20 protein-coding genes, 1 pseudogene and 2 other annotated features are annotated in these 22193 nt (G+C 33.1%); of the genes and pseudogenes, 5 read left to right on the plus strand and 16 right to left on the minus strand.

The window, feature by feature from the left end:
* Positions 1–661 precede the first annotated feature (661 nt).
* The 4 genes from FS802_RS02120 to FS802_RS02135 form a co-directional block, all read right to left on the minus strand.
* Entirely contained in the window at positions 662–1132 is a 471-nt protein-coding gene (locus FS802_RS02120; protein ID WP_098654747.1) for a DMT family transporter, read from the minus strand.
* 19 nt (positions 1133–1151) lie between these two features.
* Positions 1152–1844, minus strand: coding sequence for a Crp/Fnr family transcriptional regulator (locus FS802_RS02125; RefSeq protein ID WP_141545972.1), 693 nt, complete (start codon positions 1842–1844; stop codon positions 1152–1154).
* 19 nt (positions 1845–1863) lie between these two features.
* Positions 1864–2289, minus strand: a complete 426-nt coding sequence (locus tag FS802_RS02130; protein WP_000679406.1) for a DMT family transporter — start codon at positions 2287–2289, stop codon at positions 1864–1866.
* A 181-nt stretch (positions 2290–2470) separates the two neighbouring features.
* Positions 2471–2956 carry a DUF2798 domain-containing protein gene (locus FS802_RS02135; RefSeq protein ID WP_098654745.1) on the minus strand — a complete coding sequence of 162 codons (486 nt, stop codon included), beginning with the start codon at positions 2954–2956 and terminating at the stop codon, positions 2471–2473.
* A gap of 212 nt (positions 2957–3168) precedes the next feature.
* On the opposite strand from FS802_RS02135, the gene FS802_RS02140 reads away from it, so the two are divergent.
* Entirely contained in the window at positions 3169–3771 is a 603-nt protein-coding gene (locus FS802_RS02140; RefSeq protein ID WP_098654744.1) for a DUF2441 domain-containing protein, read from the plus strand.
* Positions 3772–3792: 21 nt separating this feature from the next.
* Positions 3793–4746 carry a nucleoside hydrolase gene (locus FS802_RS02145; RefSeq protein WP_098707943.1) on the plus strand — a complete coding sequence of 318 codons (954 nt, stop codon included), beginning with the start codon at positions 3793–3795 and terminating at the stop codon, positions 4744–4746.
* A gap of 156 nt (positions 4747–4902) precedes the next feature.
* Here FS802_RS02145 and FS802_RS02150 read toward each other — a convergent pair whose 3' ends face one another.
* From FS802_RS02150 to FS802_RS02165, 4 genes and pseudogenes are all read right to left on the minus strand, one after another.
* The gene (locus tag FS802_RS02150; protein ID WP_016087936.1) at positions 4903–5769 is read right to left on the minus strand and encodes an MBL fold metallo-hydrolase; all 867 of its coding nucleotides are present in this window, start codon (positions 5767–5769) and stop codon (positions 4903–4905) included.
* 73 nt (positions 5770–5842) lie between these two features.
* Positions 5843–6376, minus strand: a complete 534-nt coding sequence (locus tag FS802_RS02155) for a DUF6843 domain-containing protein (RefSeq protein WP_000375923.1) — start codon at positions 6374–6376, stop codon at positions 5843–5845.
* Positions 6369–6998, minus strand: coding sequence for an immunity protein Imm33 domain-containing protein (locus tag FS802_RS02160; RefSeq protein ID WP_098654742.1), 630 nt, complete (start codon positions 6996–6998; stop codon positions 6369–6371). Before FS802_RS02160 ends, FS802_RS02155 begins: the two co-directional genes overlap by 8 nt.
* A gap of 48 nt (positions 6999–7046) precedes the next feature.
* Positions 7047–7835: pseudogene (locus FS802_RS02165) on the minus strand (class I SAM-dependent methyltransferase).
* 135 nt (positions 7836–7970) lie between these two features.
* Here FS802_RS02165 and FS802_RS02170 point away from each other — a divergent pair.
* Both FS802_RS02170 and FS802_RS02175 read left to right on the plus strand, forming a co-directional pair.
* Positions 7971–8708, plus strand: coding sequence for a ZIP family metal transporter (locus FS802_RS02170; protein ID WP_098654741.1), 738 nt, complete (start codon positions 7971–7973; stop codon positions 8706–8708).
* An 81-nt stretch (positions 8709–8789) separates the two neighbouring features.
* On the plus strand, positions 8790–10490 hold the full coding sequence (locus FS802_RS02175) for a pyruvate oxidase (protein WP_098654740.1): 1701 nt from the start codon (positions 8790–8792) through the stop codon (positions 10488–10490).
* Between the two features lie 44 nt (positions 10491–10534).
* On the opposite strand, the gene FS802_RS02180 is transcribed toward FS802_RS02175, so the two are convergent.
* The 6 genes from FS802_RS02180 to FS802_RS02205 form a co-directional block, all read right to left on the minus strand.
* Positions 10535–11539: an ABC transporter permease subunit gene (locus FS802_RS02180; RefSeq protein ID WP_098654739.1), complete on the minus strand. Its 1005-nt coding sequence runs from the start codon at positions 11537–11539 to the stop codon at positions 10535–10537.
* A gap of 1 nt (position 11540) precedes the next feature.
* Positions 11541–12407 (minus strand): ABC transporter permease subunit, encoded by an 867-nt coding sequence (locus tag FS802_RS02185; protein WP_098058115.1) that lies wholly within the window; start codon positions 12405–12407, stop codon positions 11541–11543.
* A gap of 54 nt (positions 12408–12461) precedes the next feature.
* Entirely contained in the window at positions 12462–13724 is a 1263-nt protein-coding gene (locus FS802_RS02190) for an MFS transporter (RefSeq protein ID WP_336619807.1), read from the minus strand.
* A 238-nt stretch (positions 13725–13962) separates the two neighbouring features.
* The gene (locus FS802_RS02195; protein WP_088046884.1) at positions 13963–14994 is read right to left on the minus strand and encodes an alpha/beta fold hydrolase; all 1032 of its coding nucleotides are present in this window, start codon (positions 14992–14994) and stop codon (positions 13963–13965) included.
* Between the two features lie 259 nt (positions 14995–15253).
* Positions 15254–17137 (minus strand): FtsX-like permease family protein, encoded by a 1884-nt coding sequence (locus FS802_RS02200; protein WP_000897900.1) that lies wholly within the window; start codon positions 17135–17137, stop codon positions 15254–15256.
* 12 nt (positions 17138–17149) lie between these two features.
* On the minus strand, positions 17150–17917 hold the full coding sequence (locus FS802_RS02205; RefSeq protein WP_000106429.1) for an ABC transporter ATP-binding protein: 768 nt from the start codon (positions 17915–17917) through the stop codon (positions 17150–17152).
* Positions 17918–18298: 381 nt separating this feature from the next.
* On the opposite strand from FS802_RS02205, the gene FS802_RS02210 reads away from it, so the two are divergent.
* The gene (locus FS802_RS02210; RefSeq protein ID WP_098654737.1) at positions 18299–18781 is read left to right on the plus strand and encodes a DUF2975 domain-containing protein; all 483 of its coding nucleotides are present in this window, start codon (positions 18299–18301) and stop codon (positions 18779–18781) included.
* A 125-nt stretch (positions 18782–18906) separates the two neighbouring features.
* Here the strand turns inward: FS802_RS02210 and thrS are convergent, their stop codons facing one another.
* A complete protein-coding gene (gene thrS, locus FS802_RS02215) occupies positions 18907–20826 on the minus strand; it encodes a threonine--tRNA ligase (protein ID WP_098654736.1) in 1920 nt (639 codons plus the stop codon).
* A gap of 44 nt (positions 20827–20870) precedes the next feature.
* Positions 20871–21093: a binding site (T-box leader), on the minus strand.
* Positions 21094–21128: 35 nt separating this feature from the next.
* Positions 21129–21352, minus strand: a binding site (T-box leader).
* A gap of 124 nt (positions 21353–21476) precedes the next feature.
* Positions 21477–22184 (minus strand): 23S rRNA pseudouridine(2604) synthase RluF, encoded by a 708-nt coding sequence (rluF, locus tag FS802_RS02220; protein WP_001222161.1) that lies wholly within the window; start codon positions 22182–22184, stop codon positions 21477–21479.
* Between the last annotated feature and the right edge of the window lie 9 nt (positions 22185–22193).

A 22193-nucleotide genomic window follows, 5' to 3' on the forward strand; every position in this document is an offset into this window, starting at 1 on the left:
TTATCATCAGTACAAAAATAAAAAAAGAAAACATAAAAAACGAATGGAATATTTAAAATTCTGGCGATATAAGGACAACTATTTTTATCTAATCCCCACAATATTACTGGTCCCAACATTAGTTTTATTTTCCACAAATGAGGAAGAAATATATAGATTTCAAAAATACTAGGAATTGCAGAGGAGATAGAACATATGAATAAACTTTATTTATATGTTGTTCATCTTTGTATTATTAATCTTTATGCTACCTAGCTTTAATACCGCACCACATCAACATATTCTTAATTTTCCACTTTATTTTTAATTAAGAATCAAAATGCCTTTAAATGAAGTTGTATTATAGTTTATTAAATACTATAAATAAAAACGAAATGCTATTTAAACACCCTCTGACTACTCATATGAGATTTTTTCTCTAATGATACCTATGGTATTAACTTCACTTTAAAGGATCATTTTAAAAGAATTTGAGAAGCCATTTTTCTAGTTCACCATCAAAAATCTTGAAATTTATGTAAAAAAAGAACCCATTTTATATATAGTTTCTTTTTTCATTTCTTTAACTTAGTCTAATCTATATTGGCCAGTTAATTGTTCCTCAGCCATTCGAGCTAAGTGTAATTATTCTAATCATTAACACCTTTTTCCTTTAAATTCTTTAGACCCTATCCTTGTTTATATGAATAGCTTTCTTATTCGAAAATAGATTTTTAAAAATTCCTACCCCTACAATTAATACACCTATTCCAACTAATTTATTTATTTGTATTGGAACGCTCTCCATTCCAAACAATCCGAATGTATCAATACATAATGCAACAACTAATTGTGTAATAAGACTAATTAACACCGTATACGCTGGACCTAAACTCTTTATTGCACCCATTATACAAATAATTAATCCGATACCAAATAACCCACTTACATAAAACAAATAATTTGTAGTGTAAAAATTAACGCTTATACTTTTCTCTGTAATGATATAAAATAACACTGAACTTATAAGACCTATTCCAAGAACACATGTAGTTGTTAACCACTGCCCTATATTTTCATTCACTTTCGTATTAAAAACAGATTGTAAGCTAATTAATATTCCTGCTAATATAGCTAAACTAAATCCAATCAAAATCTCCCTCTCCCTTTCATTACTCATATATATTATCTTTAGCAACTTCCTTCATTTTAAAAAAGTCTTTAATTACAATAACTCCATTTCTCTTTTCAATTAATTTTTCTTTATAAAATTTTTGTAACACCCGAATTACGTGCCGATAACTTACTCCTATAAAATCCGCAATACTTGATATCGAAGTTGCATCCAAATCTTTTTTATTCATATTCCCATTACTATCAGTAGAAATAGAAAGTAAATAACTAGCTACACGTACTTCTACTGGATAAAGTAAATTAAGTGCTGTAAAACGAGTCGATATTTTTAATGTGTTTGCAATGTTTTCAAGCAAGAAGTTCATAAATATAGGATCATGTAATAACTTATTTCTAATTACAGCATGAGAAATAGAGATGGCTATAACATCTGAACAAGCTTCAACGACATTATGCGCTTTGCTATTTTGTATGAATTCAATATCACCAACAACCGCCAATGGGTTGATAAAACGAAGGATCAGTTTCTTCCCCTCTGGTGTAATCGTATAAACTTTTACTTTACCTTTAACAACAAAGTATAAACGATCCATTGCGTCATCTATATTGCATATAAACTTACCTTTCTCAAAATGATTTACTTGAAAATAAGCTGTATCTATCTCTGAAAAAATTTCAAGCATTTTATTAGTTTTCAAATAATGGATAATTAAATCTGATCTATTCTCCATTTTCATTTCCTCCTTTCATTTACATATTAAATACAACAATACCTATAATCATTACTATTGTTCCCACAATATGATATCTCTCCATCTGTATCTTTTTTATTTGAAATAATCCCTTCATTTCAATTAGAGTTGCTGTTAATAATTGAGCAACCATAAGTGTTCCAGCTGTTAATGTAACTCCCATTGAATGTATTGCTATTGTTTCTGCACAAATAATTAACCCACCAAGTGCACCAGCTACTAAATATATTTTTTTCACATCCTTTAAAGCAACTACTTTCTCTTCTTTCTTTAACAAAAATACAGTTGTTGCAATAAGGACTCCAATTAAATGCGTTATAATACTCGTTGACCATATACCGATATGTGAACTAAGTTTTGCATTAAATGTACCTTGAAGTGTAATAAATACGCCAGCTAAAATAGCAAATACAACGCCTTTCAAAAAATCATCTCCTAATCTTCTATTTCTAACTTAATTAAAAGCTATAATCCTATAAAGGCAAAAGGACAAATGTCACATCAGTATGAAAATAGCTACAAATGAACAATAAAAAACACAACTCAAAATATTTGAGATGTGTTTTTTATTGTTTTATCGTTATATAATATTTTAATAATTATAACTACGCTATATTAACAGGTTTATTCTTCATAACAAACTTTCCAAATAAAACACGCACAATTGGCCCCATAATAATTAATTGTAGTGGATACGCCAAAATGAAATTTTTAATGAAAATTGAAAAATACATTGATACAAATGAGTCTCCTTGTAGTCCACCATGTAAATACATCATAGCCATTCCGTAAAAAGACATAAAGAAAACCATTCCGATTACCATAGCTGTCGCCATCGCAACTATAATATTTATTTTCTTCGATTTATCAAACGGTAACATGAATACAAGTTTTTTCGCACAAGGTCCAACGATACATATTTCAATTAATAATGCAATAATGAATCCAATTATTAGTTCTAATGCGATCTCCTTAATATGAATTGGCCCTCCTGCTCCATTCAGTAATAAATTATAAAACGTCATTACAATAACCATCCCAAGGCACATCATCATACCAAATTGGAGGTTTTCCTTTCTTGTTGTTGGCAATTTTTATCATCCTTTCTGTTTGAGTCTTTGTCATTATATCGATTGTGGAAACCTCTTCGTAAGTGAACATTTTGTGAACAAATTTAAAGCGTTATCATATATTCACTATACTTTCTGATTAAATTCTCACTCTTACTTATAAAGGTTTTATATATTTCAATGTTGAATTACTAAATTTAACATTGAATTACATTACTACTAGGAGGATAACCATGAATGACACAGAATTTTACGTATACCACATCGTTACAAGGAAAAAAATGGATATTAGACAAATCATTCATTTCGATAAAAATCAAACTAATACCCTATTTCATTTCTTTTTTGAAAGAGAACATTTGAATTCTAGTGGTGAAGATGGCATAAAAATTATAAATAACCACTATAAAAATGAAGAATTACATATAAAGAATGAAAATGCTAAAGTAGTTATGAGTTATATCGATCAAACAATTAGAGCGGTTAGAGAAACGATTGTAGAAATGGTTAGACTACAAGAATTTCCTGAATACCCTTCAAGATTATCTTGTTTATATGCTGCAAAGAGCTATGATGATGCTTTAAAATGGAAAGTATTATTTGATTCTTACAATCGAGAAGTTTTGCAGATTGTTAAACTACGAGTAATTGGACATTGTTTTGAAGGTGACGGAAATCTTTTACCGAAAGAAGATGGTATTCCTTTCTCTCAAAAAATTGAACAAGCTAGAGAGTATTGGAAAGGAACTGTAAATAATGGACTTCCTGAGTTATTAATCAATGGAAAAATTGAAGTGGTGGAAATCATTGATGATTTTTCCACAATTCATATTTAATTCCTAACTAAATCATATAGGATGGAGATTACAATGATGAAAAAAGTGTACTTCAATCATGATGGTGGTGTAGATGATTTAATTTCACTATTTTTATTACTCCAGATGGATAATGTCAAGCTTACAGGTGTTTCAGTTATCCCAGCAGATTGCTATTTGGAACCAGCAATCTCAGCAAGTCGCAAAATTATTGATCGCTTCAGCAAAGAAAATATTGAAGTTGCCGCATCAAATTCCCGTGCGAAAAATCCATTTCCAAAAGACTGGCGGATGCATGCATTTTATGTAGATGCTTTACCAATTTTAAATGAGTCTGGAAAAGATGTAACACCTATAGCGGCAAAACCTGCACATCATCACTTAATTGAAACCCTACTACAAACTGAAGAGAAAACAACTTTATTATTTACAGGTCCTCTTACCGATTTAGCTCGTGCACTATATGAAGCACCTGTAATCGAGGGGGAAATTGAGCGCCTTGTTTGGATGGGAGGAACATTTCGTACTGCCGGCAATGTACATGAACCAGAACATGATGGAACAGCTGAGTGGAATTCTTTTTGGGATCCTGAAGCAGTAGCTCGTGTATGGGAATCAAAAATTAAAATCGACTTAGTGACACTAGAAAGTACAAACCAAGTCCCATTAACTATAGACATACGTGAACAGTGGGCAAAAGAGCGTAAATATATTGGTATGGATTTCCTTGGTCAATGCTATGCGATGGTTCCTCCCCTCGTTCATTTCTCAACGAACTCTACTTACTATTTGTGGGATGTATTAACTACCGCACTTGTCGGAAACACTAGCCTTGCAAAATCTCAAGCGATTAATAGTATCGTTCATACATATGGACCAAGCCAAGGACGTACAGAGGAAACTGCTGATGGACGGCCGGTAAATGTAGTATATGATGTAAACCACAATGAGTTTTTCGACTATATAACTGGGTTAGCAAAGAAAGTCTCTAATTAAAAACTTATCTATATGGAAAACCCAAAAATGATGTAGCTTCAGATGGTACAGTAAAAATAATTAGAAATTGGTTGGAACTTAATATTAAAAAGAGTATTGAAAGTTAATTCAATACTCTTTTTGTGCAGTTTAATGTTATCTGATTAAAGTTGCGTTTTATAGATTCACCATTTCATAACCATTTACAAAAAACGTTATTGTTTCTAGTTCATCTTCGTTTAATTCTCTATCTACGTCTCGTTTATACGCTGCCTTTATGTTCTCTTCATCGCCTTTATGAGCTTCTGTATATGTTCCTACTGTTTTCAGCAAATGCATTTCTTGTAAAAACTCATCCCGATTTATAGCTGTCCCATGAGAAAGAATATATGTCTCAGCATCAAATTTTTCTAATTCATCTATTAATTTAGACGTTCGTTTCGTCGTATAGTTCCACTTCGAAGAAAAAATATCTGCATATATACAGTCTCCTAAAAACAATATCTTCTCTTCTTTTATATACATAACAACAGAGTCATGTGCATGATCTCCGCCTATATGTTTTAACACGCATGTCACTTCACCAAGATCTAATTCAAGTTGATCCTGGAACGTTAAGGTCGGAGGAATAATTTTAATATTTCTTTGTTCTTCACTGAACTCTTTTTTGATACAATCCGCACAAAATTCTATTTCAGTACCCTCTTTTACGCGTGCGTCCAATGCTTCATCTGTCCATTCATAAGATACTAGTTTCTGCATCTCTTTTTTCGTTTCAGTATGCGCAATAGTTAATGCATTTTGTAGTACAGGCAATCCAAAAATATGATCCCAATGCCAATGTGTTAGTGCTACGAGATCAGGATTTGATACGTTTTGTTCTTTTAGCATTTCTAAAAATAATTGTGCATGTGCTTCTGAATTCCCTGCATCAATCATTAAAGTTTTTTCTTGTCCGACGACCATTCCTAATATAGGTCTATCTGTTTCAGAAACAGGTGTCATATACCAAAATGAGTTTCCTATTTTTTTAATTTGTTGCATAATTAGTTCCTCCATTTACTACTATTCTCTGCAATTTATACTACTTATGAATTTCTTCCATCTAACATACTAACTATTTCCCTTTATTCATATACTGTTCTTGTACATGCTGCATTAAATCTCTCATCTTCTTTTCAGCAGGATGCTCTTGGTTCTCTGGTACCTCTCTACCATTTGCTGAAAATTCTTTAGAACATGCTGTACGAGTTACTTCTAAGTTTGCAAGTGGAAATTCCCACGAATTTTCGGTTCTACTTCCAGTTGAAGCAAGGCGTATACAGCTAGAATCAAGCTTCGTACGCCTCCCTTCTTTATTTACTGTGTAATATAAATCGTTCACTGTACCATATTTCATATCTTTTGTAGATGTAACAGCAGTACCGTCAGCTGCGAAAGTGACAACACTAAACTCTTCTTCTTTTGGTAACAATTCAGCACCAGGTACGTTATATAAAACAATTAAATCCCCTTCATATTCTTCAGGAATTACGTAAATTGTATCTGTAGTTTCTTTACCAAAACTGATACATCCACTTAAAAATAACGTTAATATGATTCCGAAACAAAATGTACTTTTCTTTACAACGTAGTAAATTCTTCTATCCATTTAAATACGCATCCCAATCATAGTCTTCAATCTTATAGAATCTACCTTTATCATTTCTTTCATATGCACATAAAGGTGGTTCCTCAAGAAATTTTAAAATAGAATCATCTATATTCAATATGACTCCAACTGAAATAACTTGAAAATTTTTAGGATCATTTACATAGTCATCACTTTCATAGCCACTTAATATTGACCAACCAGAGTCGCCTTCTTCTCTCGAATCCTCTTTAAGCATAAAGTTAAATTCTCTTCTTTCCAGTACATCATTACTAACAATTACCTTCGTATCAAAATAAAAATCCCAATCTTTTGAAGCTGGATCCTGATATTCCGTATCACATATATTTTGAATTCCAAATGAAATTTCATCACCTATTTTTAAATTTAAACGATACGGATTATTATTGAGTTTCCCTACAAACTTCTTCTCATTTCTTTCAGTAATTTCAACCCACATTCTTTCTCCATTAAACCCATCCTCTTCTTCATTTTTAGTTACAAAAATTAACTTTACCAAATCTCCAACCTTTAATTTCTCCAACACTTCTGAGCTAGGTAGATAGAAAGTATATGGTGCTCCTTTATTTAATTCATAAACATTATCTAAGTACCAAGACATCTTTTTCTCTCCTTAAAAGCTTTTTACACTCATATTTTTAAAATAACACTATTTTTTCTTCCCGCAAACTACTACCATAGAATAGCAATCTTCCCCTAACTCATTTCCTTCCCAATCATTATATATATGTAATAATTCAAAACCATTCGCTACTAATAATCTTTCTAACTCTTGCGGATATGTATAGCGAAGGTCAATCGTTGTTTTCAGTTCCTCTACTTGCCCATCATCCTCATAAAACCTTCTTGTTGTTATGTAGTGCTGTATTTGCTGAATTGAATCATATGTCATTTCAGTATATAAATCACATTTTCTTCCCATTTCATCACGAATAGTTGTCCAATATTCTTCTGTAGATGGTTGTATTAATTCTTCTTTTGAAGGAAAACGTGTATCGAATATGAATATACCATTATTAGCTAACACATGATGAATAGATGTTAATAACTTATTTTGATCATTATTCGTAAGAAAATGCTGAAATCCATGACCAACCATAAATGCTAACGGAATTGTTTCTTCAATCTTCATTTGTAAGCAGTCTTGTTGTAACTATTTTACTTTCTTATATTTCATAGATTTTCTCTTCGCCTCAGCAAGCATACCTTCATGTATATCTACACCAATCATTTTATATCCGTTTTCTATAAATGGAATTGTAACCCTTCCTGTTCCGCAGGCAATATCTAGAATCCATTCATTTTGTATACTTAGTTTTTTTGCCCATGATAGTAAGAACGGAAAATCTGACAAACTTTTATTTTCCACATCATATCGTTTTGGATTTTCATATTCAGATAGACTCCATTTTGTTTGCAAACGTATTCCCCATTTCATATTTCCACTTAAGCTTAATATATAAATTATAACGAATTATTAGTTTTTTCTCTATAATCAAACACAATTACTTGGACTAATCTAACTTTCCTTTTCGTAAGCTAAAAATAAGTGGAAGAATCGGAGTGTGATACGATGGAACGATTATGGATTCCTATGATAGTTACATTTTTTTCATTCGGTGGATTACTATTAGGCGGCGCTGTCGGCATTGCTACGCGCCAGCTAATCGAAGAAAAAATGCATCGTTTATATGCATTATGTGGCGGAATTTTGCTTGGGCTTTTATCCCTTGAAATTATTCCTGAAACCTTTACAAGCTATGAAATAATCGGCCCTATACTCGGTATAGCTATCGGTATTTTGGTTATGAACTTATTAGATAACTATTGTCATCATCCAATGATACATAAAAAAGATCAACAAGCGTGGCAAACTTTCCTTTTTCTTTCTTTTGCTATATTTATTCATAATTTGCCGAGTGGCTTTGCATTAGGTACAGCATTTATAAATCATAATGATTCTGCCATTCCTTTCTTACTTGCGATTATAATTCACCATATTCCTGAAGGCCTAGCATTAATCATCCCCTTCCTCTTTACAAAGCATAAATGCATTTCATTTTTATTTACGACTTTATTACTTTCACTTATTCTCGGAACTGGTACTGTCTTTGGTATTTTGATGGAAGGAAAGGCTCTACATTTACAAGGGCTCATTATGGGGAGCGCTATCGGTTCACTTGGCTATGTCACAATTCATGAAATGCTTTGGAAGGCTAAAAAACAGCTCTCCTTCCTTACATTTTTAACATGGGCAACTAGCGGGTTTTTACTAATAACAGTATTTACACTATTTACTGGTCATCATTAAAGATAATAATATAATCATTTGTATATTTTTCCTTTTTCTCCAAAACATAATAGTATCTACCTATTATAAGGAGGAAAAATTATGTTTGGGAAAACAGCCGGTGAAGCATTAGTTGACCTATTAATTGACTGGGGAGTAGAACACATTTACGGAATGCCTGGAGATTCTATCAATTCTATAATTGAAGCTTTAAGAAAAAAACAAGATAAAATCAAATTCATTCAAGTGCGCCATGAAGAAGCTGGTGCACTAGCAGCAGCTGCCTATGCTAAGTTAACAGGAAAACTCGGCGTTTGTATGGCAATCGCAGGGCCGGGCGCTATTCATTTATTAAATGGTTTATATGATGCTAAACTCGATAAAGCCCCTGTTCTAGCAATTTCAGGTCAAGTAGAAACAGATTTACTCGGGACGGATTTTTTCCAAGAAGTAAACTTAGAAAGATTATTCGATGATGTTGCGGTATATAACCAGCGCATTATGTCAGCAGAACAGTTGCCTGCTGTCGTGAATCAAGCGATTCGAATGGCTTATACGAAAAAAGGTGTATCTGTTCTTACGATTCCAGATGATGTTCCGAAATTCGAAGTAAAAAGTGGTGCTCGTGTTACAAATACTTCTTTTACATTACCTGAGTTATTTCCGCAAGAAGAAGATTTACATGCTGCAAAACTCGCAATAAATGAAGCGAAAAAGCCTGTAATTTTAGCTGGAAAAGGTGCGAAACATGCGAGAGAATCTTTACTTACTTTCGCAGAACACATCGGTGCTCCAATCGTACTTACATTACCAGCTAAAGGCATTATCCCTGATGAACATCCACTTTGTATCGGTGGATTAGGATTAATTGGAACGAAACCTTCTTATGAAGCAATGAAACATGCGGATACTTTAATTATGATTGGTACTTCTTATCCGTTCACCGGTTTCTTACCCGAAAAAGCAAAAACAATCCATATCGATACTGATCCTGCCCAAATCGGAAAACGTTATGTAACTGATATCGGCTTAGCTGGTGATGCTGATAAAACATTAAAATGGTTAATTGAAAATGTAGAAAAACACGAGAATCACTCCTTCTTAAAGCATCACCAAGAAATGATGAAAAATTGGGAAGAAAAATTACACAATCAAGAAGACGATTCTTCTACTCCAATTAAACCACAACGCGTTATGCATACACTGCAACAAGTAGCTCATGATGATGCAATACTATCAGTCGATGTCGGAAATGTAACAGTATGGACTGCAAGGCACTTCCGTATGACAAACCAGCAATTTATCATTTCTAGCTGGCTCGCAACTCTTGGCTGCGGTTTACCTGGTGCAATTGCTGGAAAAATTGCTTTCCCGGATAAACAAGTGTTTGCAGTTTGTGGTGACGGTGGTTTTGGAATGACAATGAACGACTTTGTAACAGCTGTTAAATATAAACTGCCAATCGTTGTCATCGTATTAAATAATAATAAGATTGCCATGATTAAATTCGAACAAGAAGTTATGGGTAATATCGAATTTGGTACAGACTTAACAAACCCTGATTTCGCAAAATACGCAGAGGCGTGCGGAGGTATTGGATACCGCGTTGAAAATTTAGATGAACTACTTCCTGCTTTCGAAAGTGCGGTAAAACAAAATAAACCATGTATTATCGATGTAGTTGTAGATGCAAACGAAGCACCAATGCCAGCAAAAATCACCTTTGGTCAAGCAGCTGGTTATACGAAACATATGATAAAAGAATTATTTGAAGAAGGTAAGATTGATTTACCACCACTATAAACAAAAAAAGATAGCTGAAAACAATTTGTCTTCAGCTATCTTTTTTATTTTTGTATCTCTCTATAAAAAGAAAAATCATTCACATTAGTTTGTACTCGTTTTTCTTCCTTTACTTCTTTATCCTTGCTCTTAGGTATTTTTACATTTCCTAGTTTAATCGCATCTTGCATACTATTACTAACTAGATTTCCCGCTAAAATTGTCATACTATAAAAAGTAATTGGTATAAGTACAATCCACGTATGTGTAGTTAAATGGCGGAAGTTTTGACCAATTAGGCCCGTCCATTCCTTTGTTACACTATCTGGATCCATTCCACTGAAGGTTATTGTTCCACCAAAAAATAATTGCAACAAACCAAGGTGTAAAAGTAGTAATAAAGTACTTACAAATTGTTGCGCTACTAATAAAAGAAATGGCGGTAACATATGCGGCCATATATGGCGCTTCAACCTATGCCACTTACTTCCGCCGAGCACAGTAGCTGCCAACATAAATTCTTCTTTCTTAATACGCTTTACTTCTTGCGCTACATACAACATAACCGTTGGTACAGCAAGACATACAAGAACTATAATTTGAAATGCCACACGCAAATACAACGGCACAACTTCTGCTCCACTATCAAACGTTAAAACTTCATTTAACATAAAATAAGAAATCATAACCATCGGTACAATACTAAAAGGATCAAAAAAGGATGAAATAACTGGAAAAGAACGTTTACCATACATACCAAGAAGTAAACCAACTCCCCCTCCAACTATAACTCGTAAAATCGCTATAATTATACTCGCTCCAACTGTCCATTTTGCACCTTCTATTATTAATTGAACAAGGTCACGACCTTTCACATCACTTCCAAACCAAAATTTACTCGATGGCGAAAATGGTGCTGCCTCTAGTTCCCCTTTTTCGTTATACATCATCGTAAGTTCACGAATATTCCCATCAAAAAACACCGTATATCCAATACTAACAATCGTTAGTACACTCAAAAAAGTAATACCTATCCAAAATCTCACATCTCTTTTTACAACTTGCCACATGTTACACACGCTCCTTTATAACATTTTGTAAAAGCGTATGTAATATACGAAATAGTATAAAAAGCGGTACGTATAATATTACTAGACTCACTGTAAATATTTCCAATTTTGAATTTTCTTTTACAAAAACAAACATACCATATGTATTAAATATCCATTCAATAATATATAAATTGGAAAGCATGAATAAAATATTTGTTTTCGCGTAATAAATTGTCGTTAATAAAACATTTCTTGAAATATGATGTGTCAAAATATGCCGGAAGCTTAGCCCTTTACTCTTGGCAAACAAACTATAATCTTTCTCTAATTCTTCTTTAAACCGTAATAACAACAGTTTAATAAACAATAATGTTGTTGGTATTGTAAGACATATAATTGGTAACAAACGTATCCTTTCTTCCCCTAATCCAGCCAGTTTGACCGGCATAAATCCTGTTTTTTGAAACATAATTACGACAAGAAGTTGCGATAATAAAATAAGTAAAATATCCGGTATACTCTCAAGCGTAAGAAAAACCCCGTTCCACATTTTCTGTTTCATATAAGAACGCTGCAATACCCAAACGACAAGTATATACGCTATAAGCAAAGATAGTAAAAACGCTGATAGAAATACAATCATCGTTTCAAAATAATGAATCCATATTTGCGGAAATAATTTTCTTGAGTCTCGAAATCCATATGTAATTTCACCCGGTTGAAGTATCTTCCCTCCAAGAAAGACAATCGTGTTCCAAAAACCGATTAAATCAATTTGCAATCCCTTAAATAAACGCGGTAGCGCGCCTAGACAGATTATACATAAAATTGCAGCTACTAGTTGTAAACAAGTAACCCCACACCATTTAACAATTCGCATCAACATAACGATTTCCCCTTACCATCCGATAGAATATTCAGAAATCAAAAACCACATATATTACATCTCTTCAGCTATACTTTGCACCCGTTTCTTCCCACTCGGTAAAATGGTTTGATATAAACACGTAACAAAAAATAATAAACCAAATAAAATAATATACAACGTATCTGCACTAATCCATTTCGGGAACAACATCGCTATCGCACCGAGAGATAACAGCTGGAATCCTGTCGTTAATGGACTAAGTAAACTTTGAACACGTCCCATGAATGATTCTTCTACAATTTCATACATCCAGCCCATAATTGCAACATTAATAAACGGTAAAAAGAAAGTCGCAAAAGCGATACATACATAAAAAGACCATACGTGGTTTACAAAGTAACACATACCGAAAAAGACCCCTGAGCCAGCCATACCAAAGACAATAATAGGCTTGGGTGCATATTTCTTCCCTACACTTGTTGCTACTACACTTCCAATTAGTAATGAAATCCCTCCAACTACACCACCCACCATCGCTAAACTTTCATACGTTGCTGGTGCTAATTTATATTTTAATATGTAAGTTGTGGATACGCTTAAAATACCATTTAATAGTCCAAACACGATAAATCCTAAAAGTAATTTTTTTAAAGTGTCATTTTGATATATATACTTGATCCCTTTTTGAAACTCTGTTATTAACATTTTCAAATTAACTTCTTTCCATTTTGTTCTACCGTTTGGCAAACGCACTTTTTCTGGAATGGAGATCGTTTGAATCAAAATACCACTCATAATAAAAGTGAGCGTATTTACTAAAATACTCCCGTATATTCCAAAAGTCCAGTACACCATCGTTGCAATTCCTACACCAAACAAAGCATACAAACTATTCACCATTTGATTCACACCTGCTGCTGCACCGTATTGGTCGGATTCAACTACTCCCTGTATCATCGACTGTTCTGATGGAGAGAAAAATTGTATACATGCATTTTCCAAAAATAAAAATATAAAGACGAGTATAATCATCCCGTAATAAAGCGAAATTAGAATTCCGATATTACAGAGCGAACAACATATGTTACTTACCGTGCATATACGCTGTCTATCAAAACGATCCACTACTGTCCCTACTAATAGAAAAAAGATTAATGCAGGTAATGCCATCATAATTTGTGTCATCGTTGCGTAAACTGGTTGTTTTCCGTATTGGTCTAACAAATAAAACATTAAAGAAACTCCAGCAATCATAGAACCGAGTCGCTCTAAAATATTTGCTAGAAAAAAACGTGCATACACTTTGTTACGAAATAACTGTAGCATTTCTTTCATACTTCGTATCCTTTCTCTCGACAAAATTTTATTATTCTAGTCATTTCTCGGAAGTTATATTATATTTTTCGACTATTATCCAATCTTTTCCTTCTGTATAGAGCACATTATAAAAAAGACTCTTGTTTTTTATACAAGAGTCTTTTTATTTAACTTCGCTTCACGTAATGATATGTAGCTAAAATCTTTATACGTCTCGCTAACTATTTTAATTCTCTAAAGTTCGGATATACTTTATTTATTTTATGAATGTATCGCACATCCACTCATAAAATTTTTCCTTCTCTTCAAATTGCGGATAATGAGCTGACTTTTCAAAAGTAATGAATTCTTTTTGATTCACTTCAATCATATCAAAATATTTTTTCGCTGCATGAAATGAAGTATTATAGTCGTATTTTCCCATAAGGAAATAAAGCGGTAGCTTCATTTCAGTCACCTTAGTAGGCAATGGGTTCTTTAAATCCTTTTCTAATAAGACAGTTTGAGAATGTGATAATCCAACGTTATAACGAATTACATCTAAAAAGTTATATTCATTACTGAGTAGCATCCCAATATTATCACCATCTGGATTTTCAATGAGTCTTGATGTTCCACCATATTTTGCAACATAATTCCTCGGAGTGTATGTATCGCCATTTTTAATTTTTTCAGTCAACTCATTTAAATAGGCAACCTCATCTGTATTCCCAGCACTTTGTGCCTGTTCAATCACATAGTTTAAACTATCCATTTCACTTTCTACTGTATCACTCATTTGCCCTATGCCAACATATGCTTCATATTTTTCAGGGGCTTTATTGGCAGCTTGCATTCCGATATATGTACCGTAAGAATGACCAACCAATATTACTTTTTCTTTACCAAGATGTTTTGAAACATAATCTGTCATAGCTAATAAATCTTCTACAAGAAGATCTGATGTAAGATTCGAATAGTCTTCAAAGAAATGATACGACTTCCCACTCGCTCTTTGATCGTAATTAACAACTGTGAATTTCTCTTCCAATAAGTTTTGGTATTTTTGCGCATATGGTATTTCTGAAGTACCTGGTCCACCATGTACAAAAATAATAACCGGATTGTTCTTATCTTTTCCGCGTATCATAATTTCATGATCACTTCCATTTATCTCTACTTGCTCTAATGTACTTATACTGTTTTTCCCTTTTATTTGCGAGGTCCATGTAGGAAATATTAGTGCTACGATTAATAATAGTAAAATGATGACTCCAATAAGTTTTATTAATTTTTTTATCTTCTTCATAAGTAGTTTCCTTTCTTTTAAATTTATAAAAACATCAATTTAGTTCAGTAAAACTACCTCAAAAAAATATAAATATACAACAATTTCACCTTGATCTTTTGCACATTCTTAATATCCCATACACTTCTTAACTTTCCGCTATATAAACTCTTAATATTTCCTTAATTTTCAATATAAAATTCATAGAATGACTCGATCACAATGTATTAGAAATAAAGAAAAAAGCCCTTGTTTTCAAAACAAAGACTTTTTCCTTTAACTATTTCGCTACTTCTTCTTTCGGCATTACCATACCTTTATAAAGTTGGACAGTAATCCAGTAATAGATGAAATAAATGACTAAGAAAATCCCAATCGGCACCCATACTTTTACAAACGGGTCAACTAATATAAAACTGAATAAGTTAAGCCCTACTAACACGTGGGAAATTCCGATAATCGCTGGGAAGATAAATAAATATGAAATTTCTTTATAAATACTTTTCGTTAACATACTACGTCTCACACCAATTTTTCGTAACATTTCATAACGGCGTACGTCACGAGAAGCACCTGTTAATATTTTGAACATTAGCGAACTTGCCATCATTGCTAAAAAGGCAATTCCAAGGAAAAATCCCATAAACATTGTTCCACTCATGAAACTGTTCATAAACTGATAAATTGTCATTTTTGTAAATAAGTCTACTTTTGTACCTGTTGTTTTTTCAATTTGCTCTTTTTGTCTCTTATCTATATCGAGCAACAACGGTTTATATTTTTTCATATCATCTACTTTTGCTAATGTTACACTATGTTCCGTTCCTTGAACTGCTTTGTAGTGTTCTTCATCAGCAATTCTTACAGGTTTTCCGTTAAATTGATTATGTGTAATTTGTATTTCTCTTACAACTGCATCTTCCCAATCTTTTGGCATACGAGGAAGCTTATTGGCTGCTTCGGGAGCTTCCAAAGCAGAATAGACAGGTTCAGTTAAAGGTTCAGCAACACGTTTACGAGCAGGCTCTTTTAAAGTTTTTGTATCGAAGTGATCGGAAACGAGTGGTGGTTTCGCCGTTAAGTCGTTACGTAAGTAATACACCGCTTCTCCATCTACTTTATATTTATACTTGCTTTCTTCCACAATTTCCATTTCTTTTAATGCCGCTTTATCTTGATCATTTGGATCATGAATTACAACATCATATACACGTGAGAAGTCTGTCATAATACCTACATTTTTTTGAAATGCCATCCCTGCCGTCATCGCACCTGCGCCTAATGCAATTAACATCGCTACAGTGCCTAATACTCTCGATAAACTATTTACGCGAAAGCGCAGCTGTGCATATGTAAAACTATTTAAGCCCGTTTCATTTCGTTTTTTATTCCCTTTAATTTTCATCACAAAAAATGGGAGTAATGAACTAAAGATAAAATATGTTCCAAGAGTTGTAACGATTGTCGCTATTATAAAGCCTAATTCAGCATATATTTTTACATTGATCATAAAGTAGTATCCTATACTTACTAGCAATATACCAAGTACCGTCATTATAATAATGCGAGTTTTACTTTTCTTTACTTCATCTAGTGTTTCATCTTCACGAATTAACTCCAATTCTGTTTTACGTAATAACCGGATGCTATTCATTAAACCAGTAATAAAAAATAGTATTAAGAAGAAAATAGCTGTAACTAAGATTGCTGGTGTATATACAGATGAATAACTACCTTTTGCTGAAATTTCCATACCATTCATTAAAAGGTTTCCTGCTACACTTGCAAGTAACATCCCTACTAAAATACCGATAATAATACTGACAATACCCATACCGAATGTTTCAATAAATAGTAACTGTGCTACTTTTTTCTTTTTCGCACCGAGCATCATATACATACCGAGTTCTTTTCTTCTTAATGTGAGTAAGAACGAATTGGCATATATAATATAAAATACAGTAATGAAAGATAATAGTATGGCACCTACCCAAAATACGAGTCTAATACTACTAATAAGACTATTATCCTTCGTAAATTCACTATTCATCGCCATTGTTTGGAACATGTAGAAAATACTAATACTAATAACGAGACCAATTAGTAACACCATATAATCTTTTAACATCTTTTTCATACTATGACGTGATAATTTGAATAACATAGTCTCGCCCCCCTACTTAGACTCAGCAGCTGAGCCCATATGAGCGAGCACACCTAAAATGTCTTGATAGAAATTTTCTCGCGTTCCTTGACGCTTTAGCTCTTTATATAGAAGTCCGTCTTGAATAAATAAAATACGTTCACAATAACTTGCACTAAATGCATCGTGTGTAACCATTAAAATACTTACATTGTGATTTTCATGTAAGTCTTGCATCGCTTCTAACAAGCTTTTTGCATTTTTACTATCTAACGCTCCTGTCGGTTCATCTGCTAATACGATTGCTGGATTATGTACTAAAGCTCGTGCTGCCGCTGTTCTTTGCTTTTGTCCACCAGAAACAGCAGTTGGATATTTCGTTAAAATTTCAGTAATCCCTAACTTCTTCGCAACCTCATTCACCTTTCCAGTAATCTCACTTGAAGGTACGCCTTGCAGAGAAAGTGGTAAAGCGATATTTTCATAAATTGATAAGTTTTCAAGTAAGTTAAAATCTTGAAAAATGAATCCTAATTTTTGAGATCGAAAATCAGATAATGCATTCCCCTTCATCGAAGTAATATTAGTACCAGCTATTGTCACACTGCCACCTGTCGCTTGATCCAATGTACTAATCACATTAAGTAAAGTCGTTTTTCCAGATCCAGAAGGACCCATAATCCCGACGAATTCTCCTTCTTTAATACTTAATGACACACCCCTTAACGCTTTTGACTGATTCTCATTTCTTTTCCCATACGTTTTTTCTACACTTTCTACAGTAACTACATTTGTTGACATCTCTTTCACTCCATCTCTTTTGTATAAAATTAATTTCTCACATATTTCTTATCTTTTTCTCATGTAAACCCTTAATAATTTTTCAATCAGTAAGGATTACACAGGTAACGTAAACCTTTTTCCTATTTCATATTCTCACTTTTCTACAACTCGTTCCTTCGATTTCGCTTACATTTACCTTACATTTTTGTAAGGTAAAAATATTACAGACCACTTTATAAGGGAATTTTCTTTGTAATGAAAAAGGCTTTTTATTTTCATCAAAATTAATAGGATACATAAATAACAATAATAATAAGTTAAAAAACAATATAATTTTATTTTAAAACAATAAATTATATGATAAAATCATGTTGTCATTAAATAAACGAGGTGCTTTTTATGAAACAAGTTACAACACTCTTTTTAAAACTAGCTATTATTTTTATAGGTATAGTAGTACTTGCATTGTGCATATTTTTAGTTCCTAAAATCGGGAATTTCGCTGGAGAATTGTATCCAGCTATTGCTTATATGAAATCTCTCGTTTTAATCGATATGTACGTAGCGACGATCCCTTTTTACTTCGCTCTGTATCAAGTTTTTAAACTTTTAAGCTATATTGATAAGTACAAAGCGTTCTCGGAATTATCAGTAAAGGCTTTAAAAAATATAAAATACTGTGCCCTCACGATCGGCACTATATACTTACTAGGTATGCCACTTTACTATCTAATGGCAAAAAAAATTGATCCTCCAAGTTTTATACCAATTGGATTGATCATTATTTTTTCCTCTATCGTAATTGCCGTTTTTACTGCAGTTCTCCAAAAGCTCTTACAAGAAGCCATTAATATAAAATCAGAAAATGATTTAACAGTCTGAAGTGAAGTATATGGAAATAAATGATGAAGGGATAGCGATTAAGCTATCCCTTCATCATTTATTATGGTTCTTTAATGAGTTTAAATTCAGTAATACATGTTAATGGTGTATTTTATTATCAATCTCTATTTCTTATTTTTTATTTCCTCTTTTACACTTTCCACAAACCCATCTAGTTCAATCACTTCTGACTGGTCTTCACCATATTTACGTACATTTACAGCTTTGCTTTCCATTTCTTTATCCCCAATAACAAGAATATAAGGAACTTTTTGTATTTGTGCTTCTCTTATTTTATATCCTAACTTTTCGCCTCGTATATCTCGTTCTACACGAACACCAGCTTGTGCTAATTTATCTGCAACTACATCTGCATATTGTACATGGACTGCATTCGAAACTGGAATAACTTTCACTTGAACTGGTGCCACCCATGCCGGGAACGCACCTCCAAAGTGCTCAATTAATATCGCTAAGAAACGGTCTAAAGATCCTAAAACTGCTCTGTGAATGACAACTGGTCTTCTCTTTTCATTCTTCTCATCTATATAATTTAAGTCAAACTTCTCTGGCATTTGGAAATCTAGTTGGATTGTCCCGCACTGATGACTTCTATTTAGAGCGTCTTTAATATGGAAGTCGATTTTCGGTCCATAAAATGCACCGTCACCTTCATTTAGTCTATATTTATAATTCAATGAATGTAATACATTTTCTAATGCCTCTTCTGCTTGCTCCCACAACTTATCATCACCCATTGAATCTTCTGGACGAGTAGAAAGCTCTACTTCATATTCGAATCCAAAAGTTTTATAAACGTAATCAATTTGCGCCATTACTGATTTAATTTCATCTTCAATTTGTTCTGGAGTCACAAATAAATGAGCATCATCTTGGCAGAAAGTACGTACTCTTAATAATCCATTTAATGCCCCGCTAAATTCGTGTCGGTGTACTTGACCGAACTCACACATACGAATTGGCAATTCGCGATAAGAGTGTAATTTATTTTTGAACATTAACATATGTCCTGGGCAGTTCATTGGTTTTAATGCGAAACTTTTATTGTCTACTTCAGAGAAATACATGTTGTCTTTGTAATGTCCCCAGTGTCCTGATTTCTCCCATAATTCTTGGTTCATCATAAACGGAGTACGTACTTCTTGATACTTATACTCTTTTTGAATTTCTCTTAAAAATGCTTCTAATTCATTACGAATAATTTGTCCTTTCGGTAAATAAAATGGCATTCCCGGAGCCTCTTCAGAAAACATAAATAACTCCAGCTCACTACCTAATTTACGATGATTTCTTTTTGCTGCTTCTTCAACGAAATGTAAATACTCTTCTAATTCTTTTTGAGAAGAGAACGCAACACCATATATACGCTGAAGCACTTGATTGTTACTATCACCTCGCCAATATGCACCAGAAACGTGAGTTAATTGGAAGGCTTTCAAATAGCCTGTTGACGGTACATGTGGTCCTCTACATAAATCTACAAATTCACCTTGTTTATATAGTGTTACACTTTCCTCACTAGGAATTGCTTCTAACAATTCTAACTTTAGGTGATCATTCATTTCTTGAAACAGTTTTTTCGCCTCTTCTCTTGAGACTTCAACTCGTTCTATTTTTACATTTTCATTTATAATCTTTTTCATTTCTTTTTCGATTTCCGGTAAATCTTCCACGTTTACACTACTCGGAAGATCCATATCATAATAAAATCCATTTTCAATAACAGGCCCTACACCAAGGTTTACATTACCATACATTCTCTTTACAGCTTGCGCTAAAATATGTGCCGCAGAGTGTCTTGCAATTTCTACACCTTCATTTGAATCTATAGTAACGATTTCTACTTCCGCATTTTCTTCAATAATTCGGCGTAAATCATATAACTGATTATTAACTTTCCCTGCGACTGCTTTCTTTTTTAAACTACTGCTAATGGATCCAGCAATTTCTTCTAAAGTAATTCCTTTTACAAATTCTTTAAGACTACCATCTGGAAATTTAATTTCAATCATTTGTTCTTTCATTTTTCATCTCTCCATTTCATAATAAAAAGCACACTCATCCCTAAAATAGGGACGAGCGTGCTTATACCCGTGGTTCCACCCAGATTCCCATCGTAAACATACAATGGCTTCTTTTACGGTAACGTCGTTTACACGGCACTAGATACTTAATTTCCCTAGTGCAGCTCTAAGGTGGTAAGTTATTTTTCTGCGTTAGGAAGTTCTCAGCTTTCCTTCCCTCTCTGTATAACCGGGTAAAATAACTCGTGTCCTTTTCTTCGCTTATTATGAAATTGAATACAAAAAAGCATATTCATCCCTAAAATAGGGACGAATATGCTTATATCCGTGGTTCCACCCAGATTCCCATCACAAAAAACATAATGGCTTCTATTGCGATAACGTCGCTTACACGGCACTAGATACTTAATTTCCCCAGTGCAGCTCTAAGGTGGTAAGTTATTTTTCTGCGTTAGGAAGTTCTCAGCTTTCCTTCCTTCTCTGTATAACCGGATAAAATAACTCGTGTCCTTTTCTTTGCTTTTAAAAGTACATCCATTAATTGTTATTTACTATATCTTATTCATTTTATTTTTGCAAGTGTTTAAAAATGATTTTTTATTTAATAAAAAAAGAAACCAAAAATAGATTTTTGGTTTCCCTTCTCAATTTTACCAATCTTGTGGTTCGTAATTTAAGTCTGAAAATAGACGTCGTTTCTCTTTCTTCGATAAATCTCTCCACTGTCCAACAGGTAAATTATTTAATTCTATATTCATAATTCTTGTACGCTTTAACGTGTATACTTGATAACCTAAAGCTTCACACATACGACGAATTTGACGATTCAACCCTTGAGTTAAAATAATTTGGAATTCATATTTTGATAACTGTGTTACTTCACAAGGAAGCGTTTTCGTTCCTAATATTTTCACACCAGCTGCCATTTTCTCTAGAAAATCAGGTGTAATTGGCTTATCTACTGAAACGATGTATTCTTTTTCATGTTTGTTTTCAGCACGTAAAATTTCATTAACAATATCACCATCATTCGTTAATAAAATTAAACCGTCTGAGTCTTTATCAAGACGTCCAATGTGACTAATTCGTAATGGATGATTCACTAAATCGATAATATTACCTTTTACAGCTTTTTCACTCGTACATGTAATACCTACTGGTTTATTTAAAGCGATATATACGTGATCTCGAGCAATACGAAGCTGCTCTCCATTTACGCGTACATCATCACCTGGATTTACTTGGTCACCAATTTTTGCAACCTTACCGTTAATAATTACTCTTCTCTCATTAATTAATTTATCTGCTCCACGTCGAGACGCTTTTCCAGCTTCACTAATAAATTTATTGATACGCAAATTAGGCAC

The organism is Bacillus sp. DE0042 (assembly GCF_007680225.1).
Classification (GTDB): domain Bacteria; phylum Bacillota; class Bacilli; order Bacillales; family Bacillaceae_G; genus Bacillus_A; species Bacillus_A wiedmannii.

What these genes read in the sequence shown, in the direction of transcription:
- FS802_RS02125 (WP_141545972.1), bottom strand. Translation starts at nt 1,844, where the DNA reads ATGGAGAATAGATCAGATTTAATTATCCATTATTTGAAAACTAATAAA.
- FS802_RS02140 (WP_098654744.1), top strand. Translation starts at nt 3,169, where the DNA reads ATGAATGACACAGAATTTTACGTATACCACATCGTTACAAGGAAAAAA.
- FS802_RS02145 (WP_098707943.1), top strand. Translation starts at nt 3,793, where the DNA reads ATGGAGATTACAATGATGAAAAAAGTGTACTTCAATCATGATGGTGGT.
- FS802_RS02150 (WP_016087936.1), bottom strand. Translation starts at nt 5,769, where the DNA reads ATGCAACAAATTAAAAAAATAGGAAACTCATTTTGGTATATGACACCT.
- FS802_RS02155 (WP_000375923.1), bottom strand. Translation starts at nt 6,376, where the DNA reads ATGGATAGAAGAATTTACTACGTTGTAAAGAAAAGTACATTTTGTTTC.
- FS802_RS02160 (WP_098654742.1), bottom strand. Translation starts at nt 6,998, where the DNA reads ATGTCTTGGTACTTAGATAATGTTTATGAATTAAATAAAGGAGCACCA.
- FS802_RS02170 (WP_098654741.1), top strand. Translation starts at nt 7,971, where the DNA reads ATGGAACGATTATGGATTCCTATGATAGTTACATTTTTTTCATTCGGT.
- FS802_RS02175 (WP_098654740.1), top strand. Translation starts at nt 8,790, where the DNA reads ATGTTTGGGAAAACAGCCGGTGAAGCATTAGTTGACCTATTAATTGAC.
- FS802_RS02180 (WP_098654739.1), bottom strand. Translation starts at nt 11,539, where the DNA reads ATGTGGCAAGTTGTAAAAAGAGATGTGAGATTTTGGATAGGTATTACT.
- FS802_RS02185 (WP_098058115.1), bottom strand. Translation starts at nt 12,407, where the DNA reads ATGTTGATGCGAATTGTTAAATGGTGTGGGGTTACTTGTTTACAACTA.
- FS802_RS02190 (WP_336619807.1), bottom strand. Translation starts at nt 13,724, where the DNA reads ATGAAAGAAATGCTACAGTTATTTCGTAACAAAGTGTATGCACGTTTT.
- FS802_RS02195 (WP_088046884.1), bottom strand. Translation starts at nt 14,994, where the DNA reads ATGAAGAAGATAAAAAAATTAATAAAACTTATTGGAGTCATCATTTTA.
- FS802_RS02200 (WP_000897900.1), bottom strand. Translation starts at nt 17,137, where the DNA reads ATGTTATTCAAATTATCACGTCATAGTATGAAAAAGATGTTAAAAGAT.
- FS802_RS02205 (WP_000106429.1), bottom strand. Translation starts at nt 17,917, where the DNA reads ATGTCAACAAATGTAGTTACTGTAGAAAGTGTAGAAAAAACGTATGGG.
- FS802_RS02210 (WP_098654737.1), top strand. Translation starts at nt 18,299, where the DNA reads ATGAAACAAGTTACAACACTCTTTTTAAAACTAGCTATTATTTTTATA.
- thrS (WP_098654736.1), bottom strand. Translation starts at nt 20,826, where the DNA reads ATGAAAGAACAAATGATTGAAATTAAATTTCCAGATGGTAGTCTTAAA.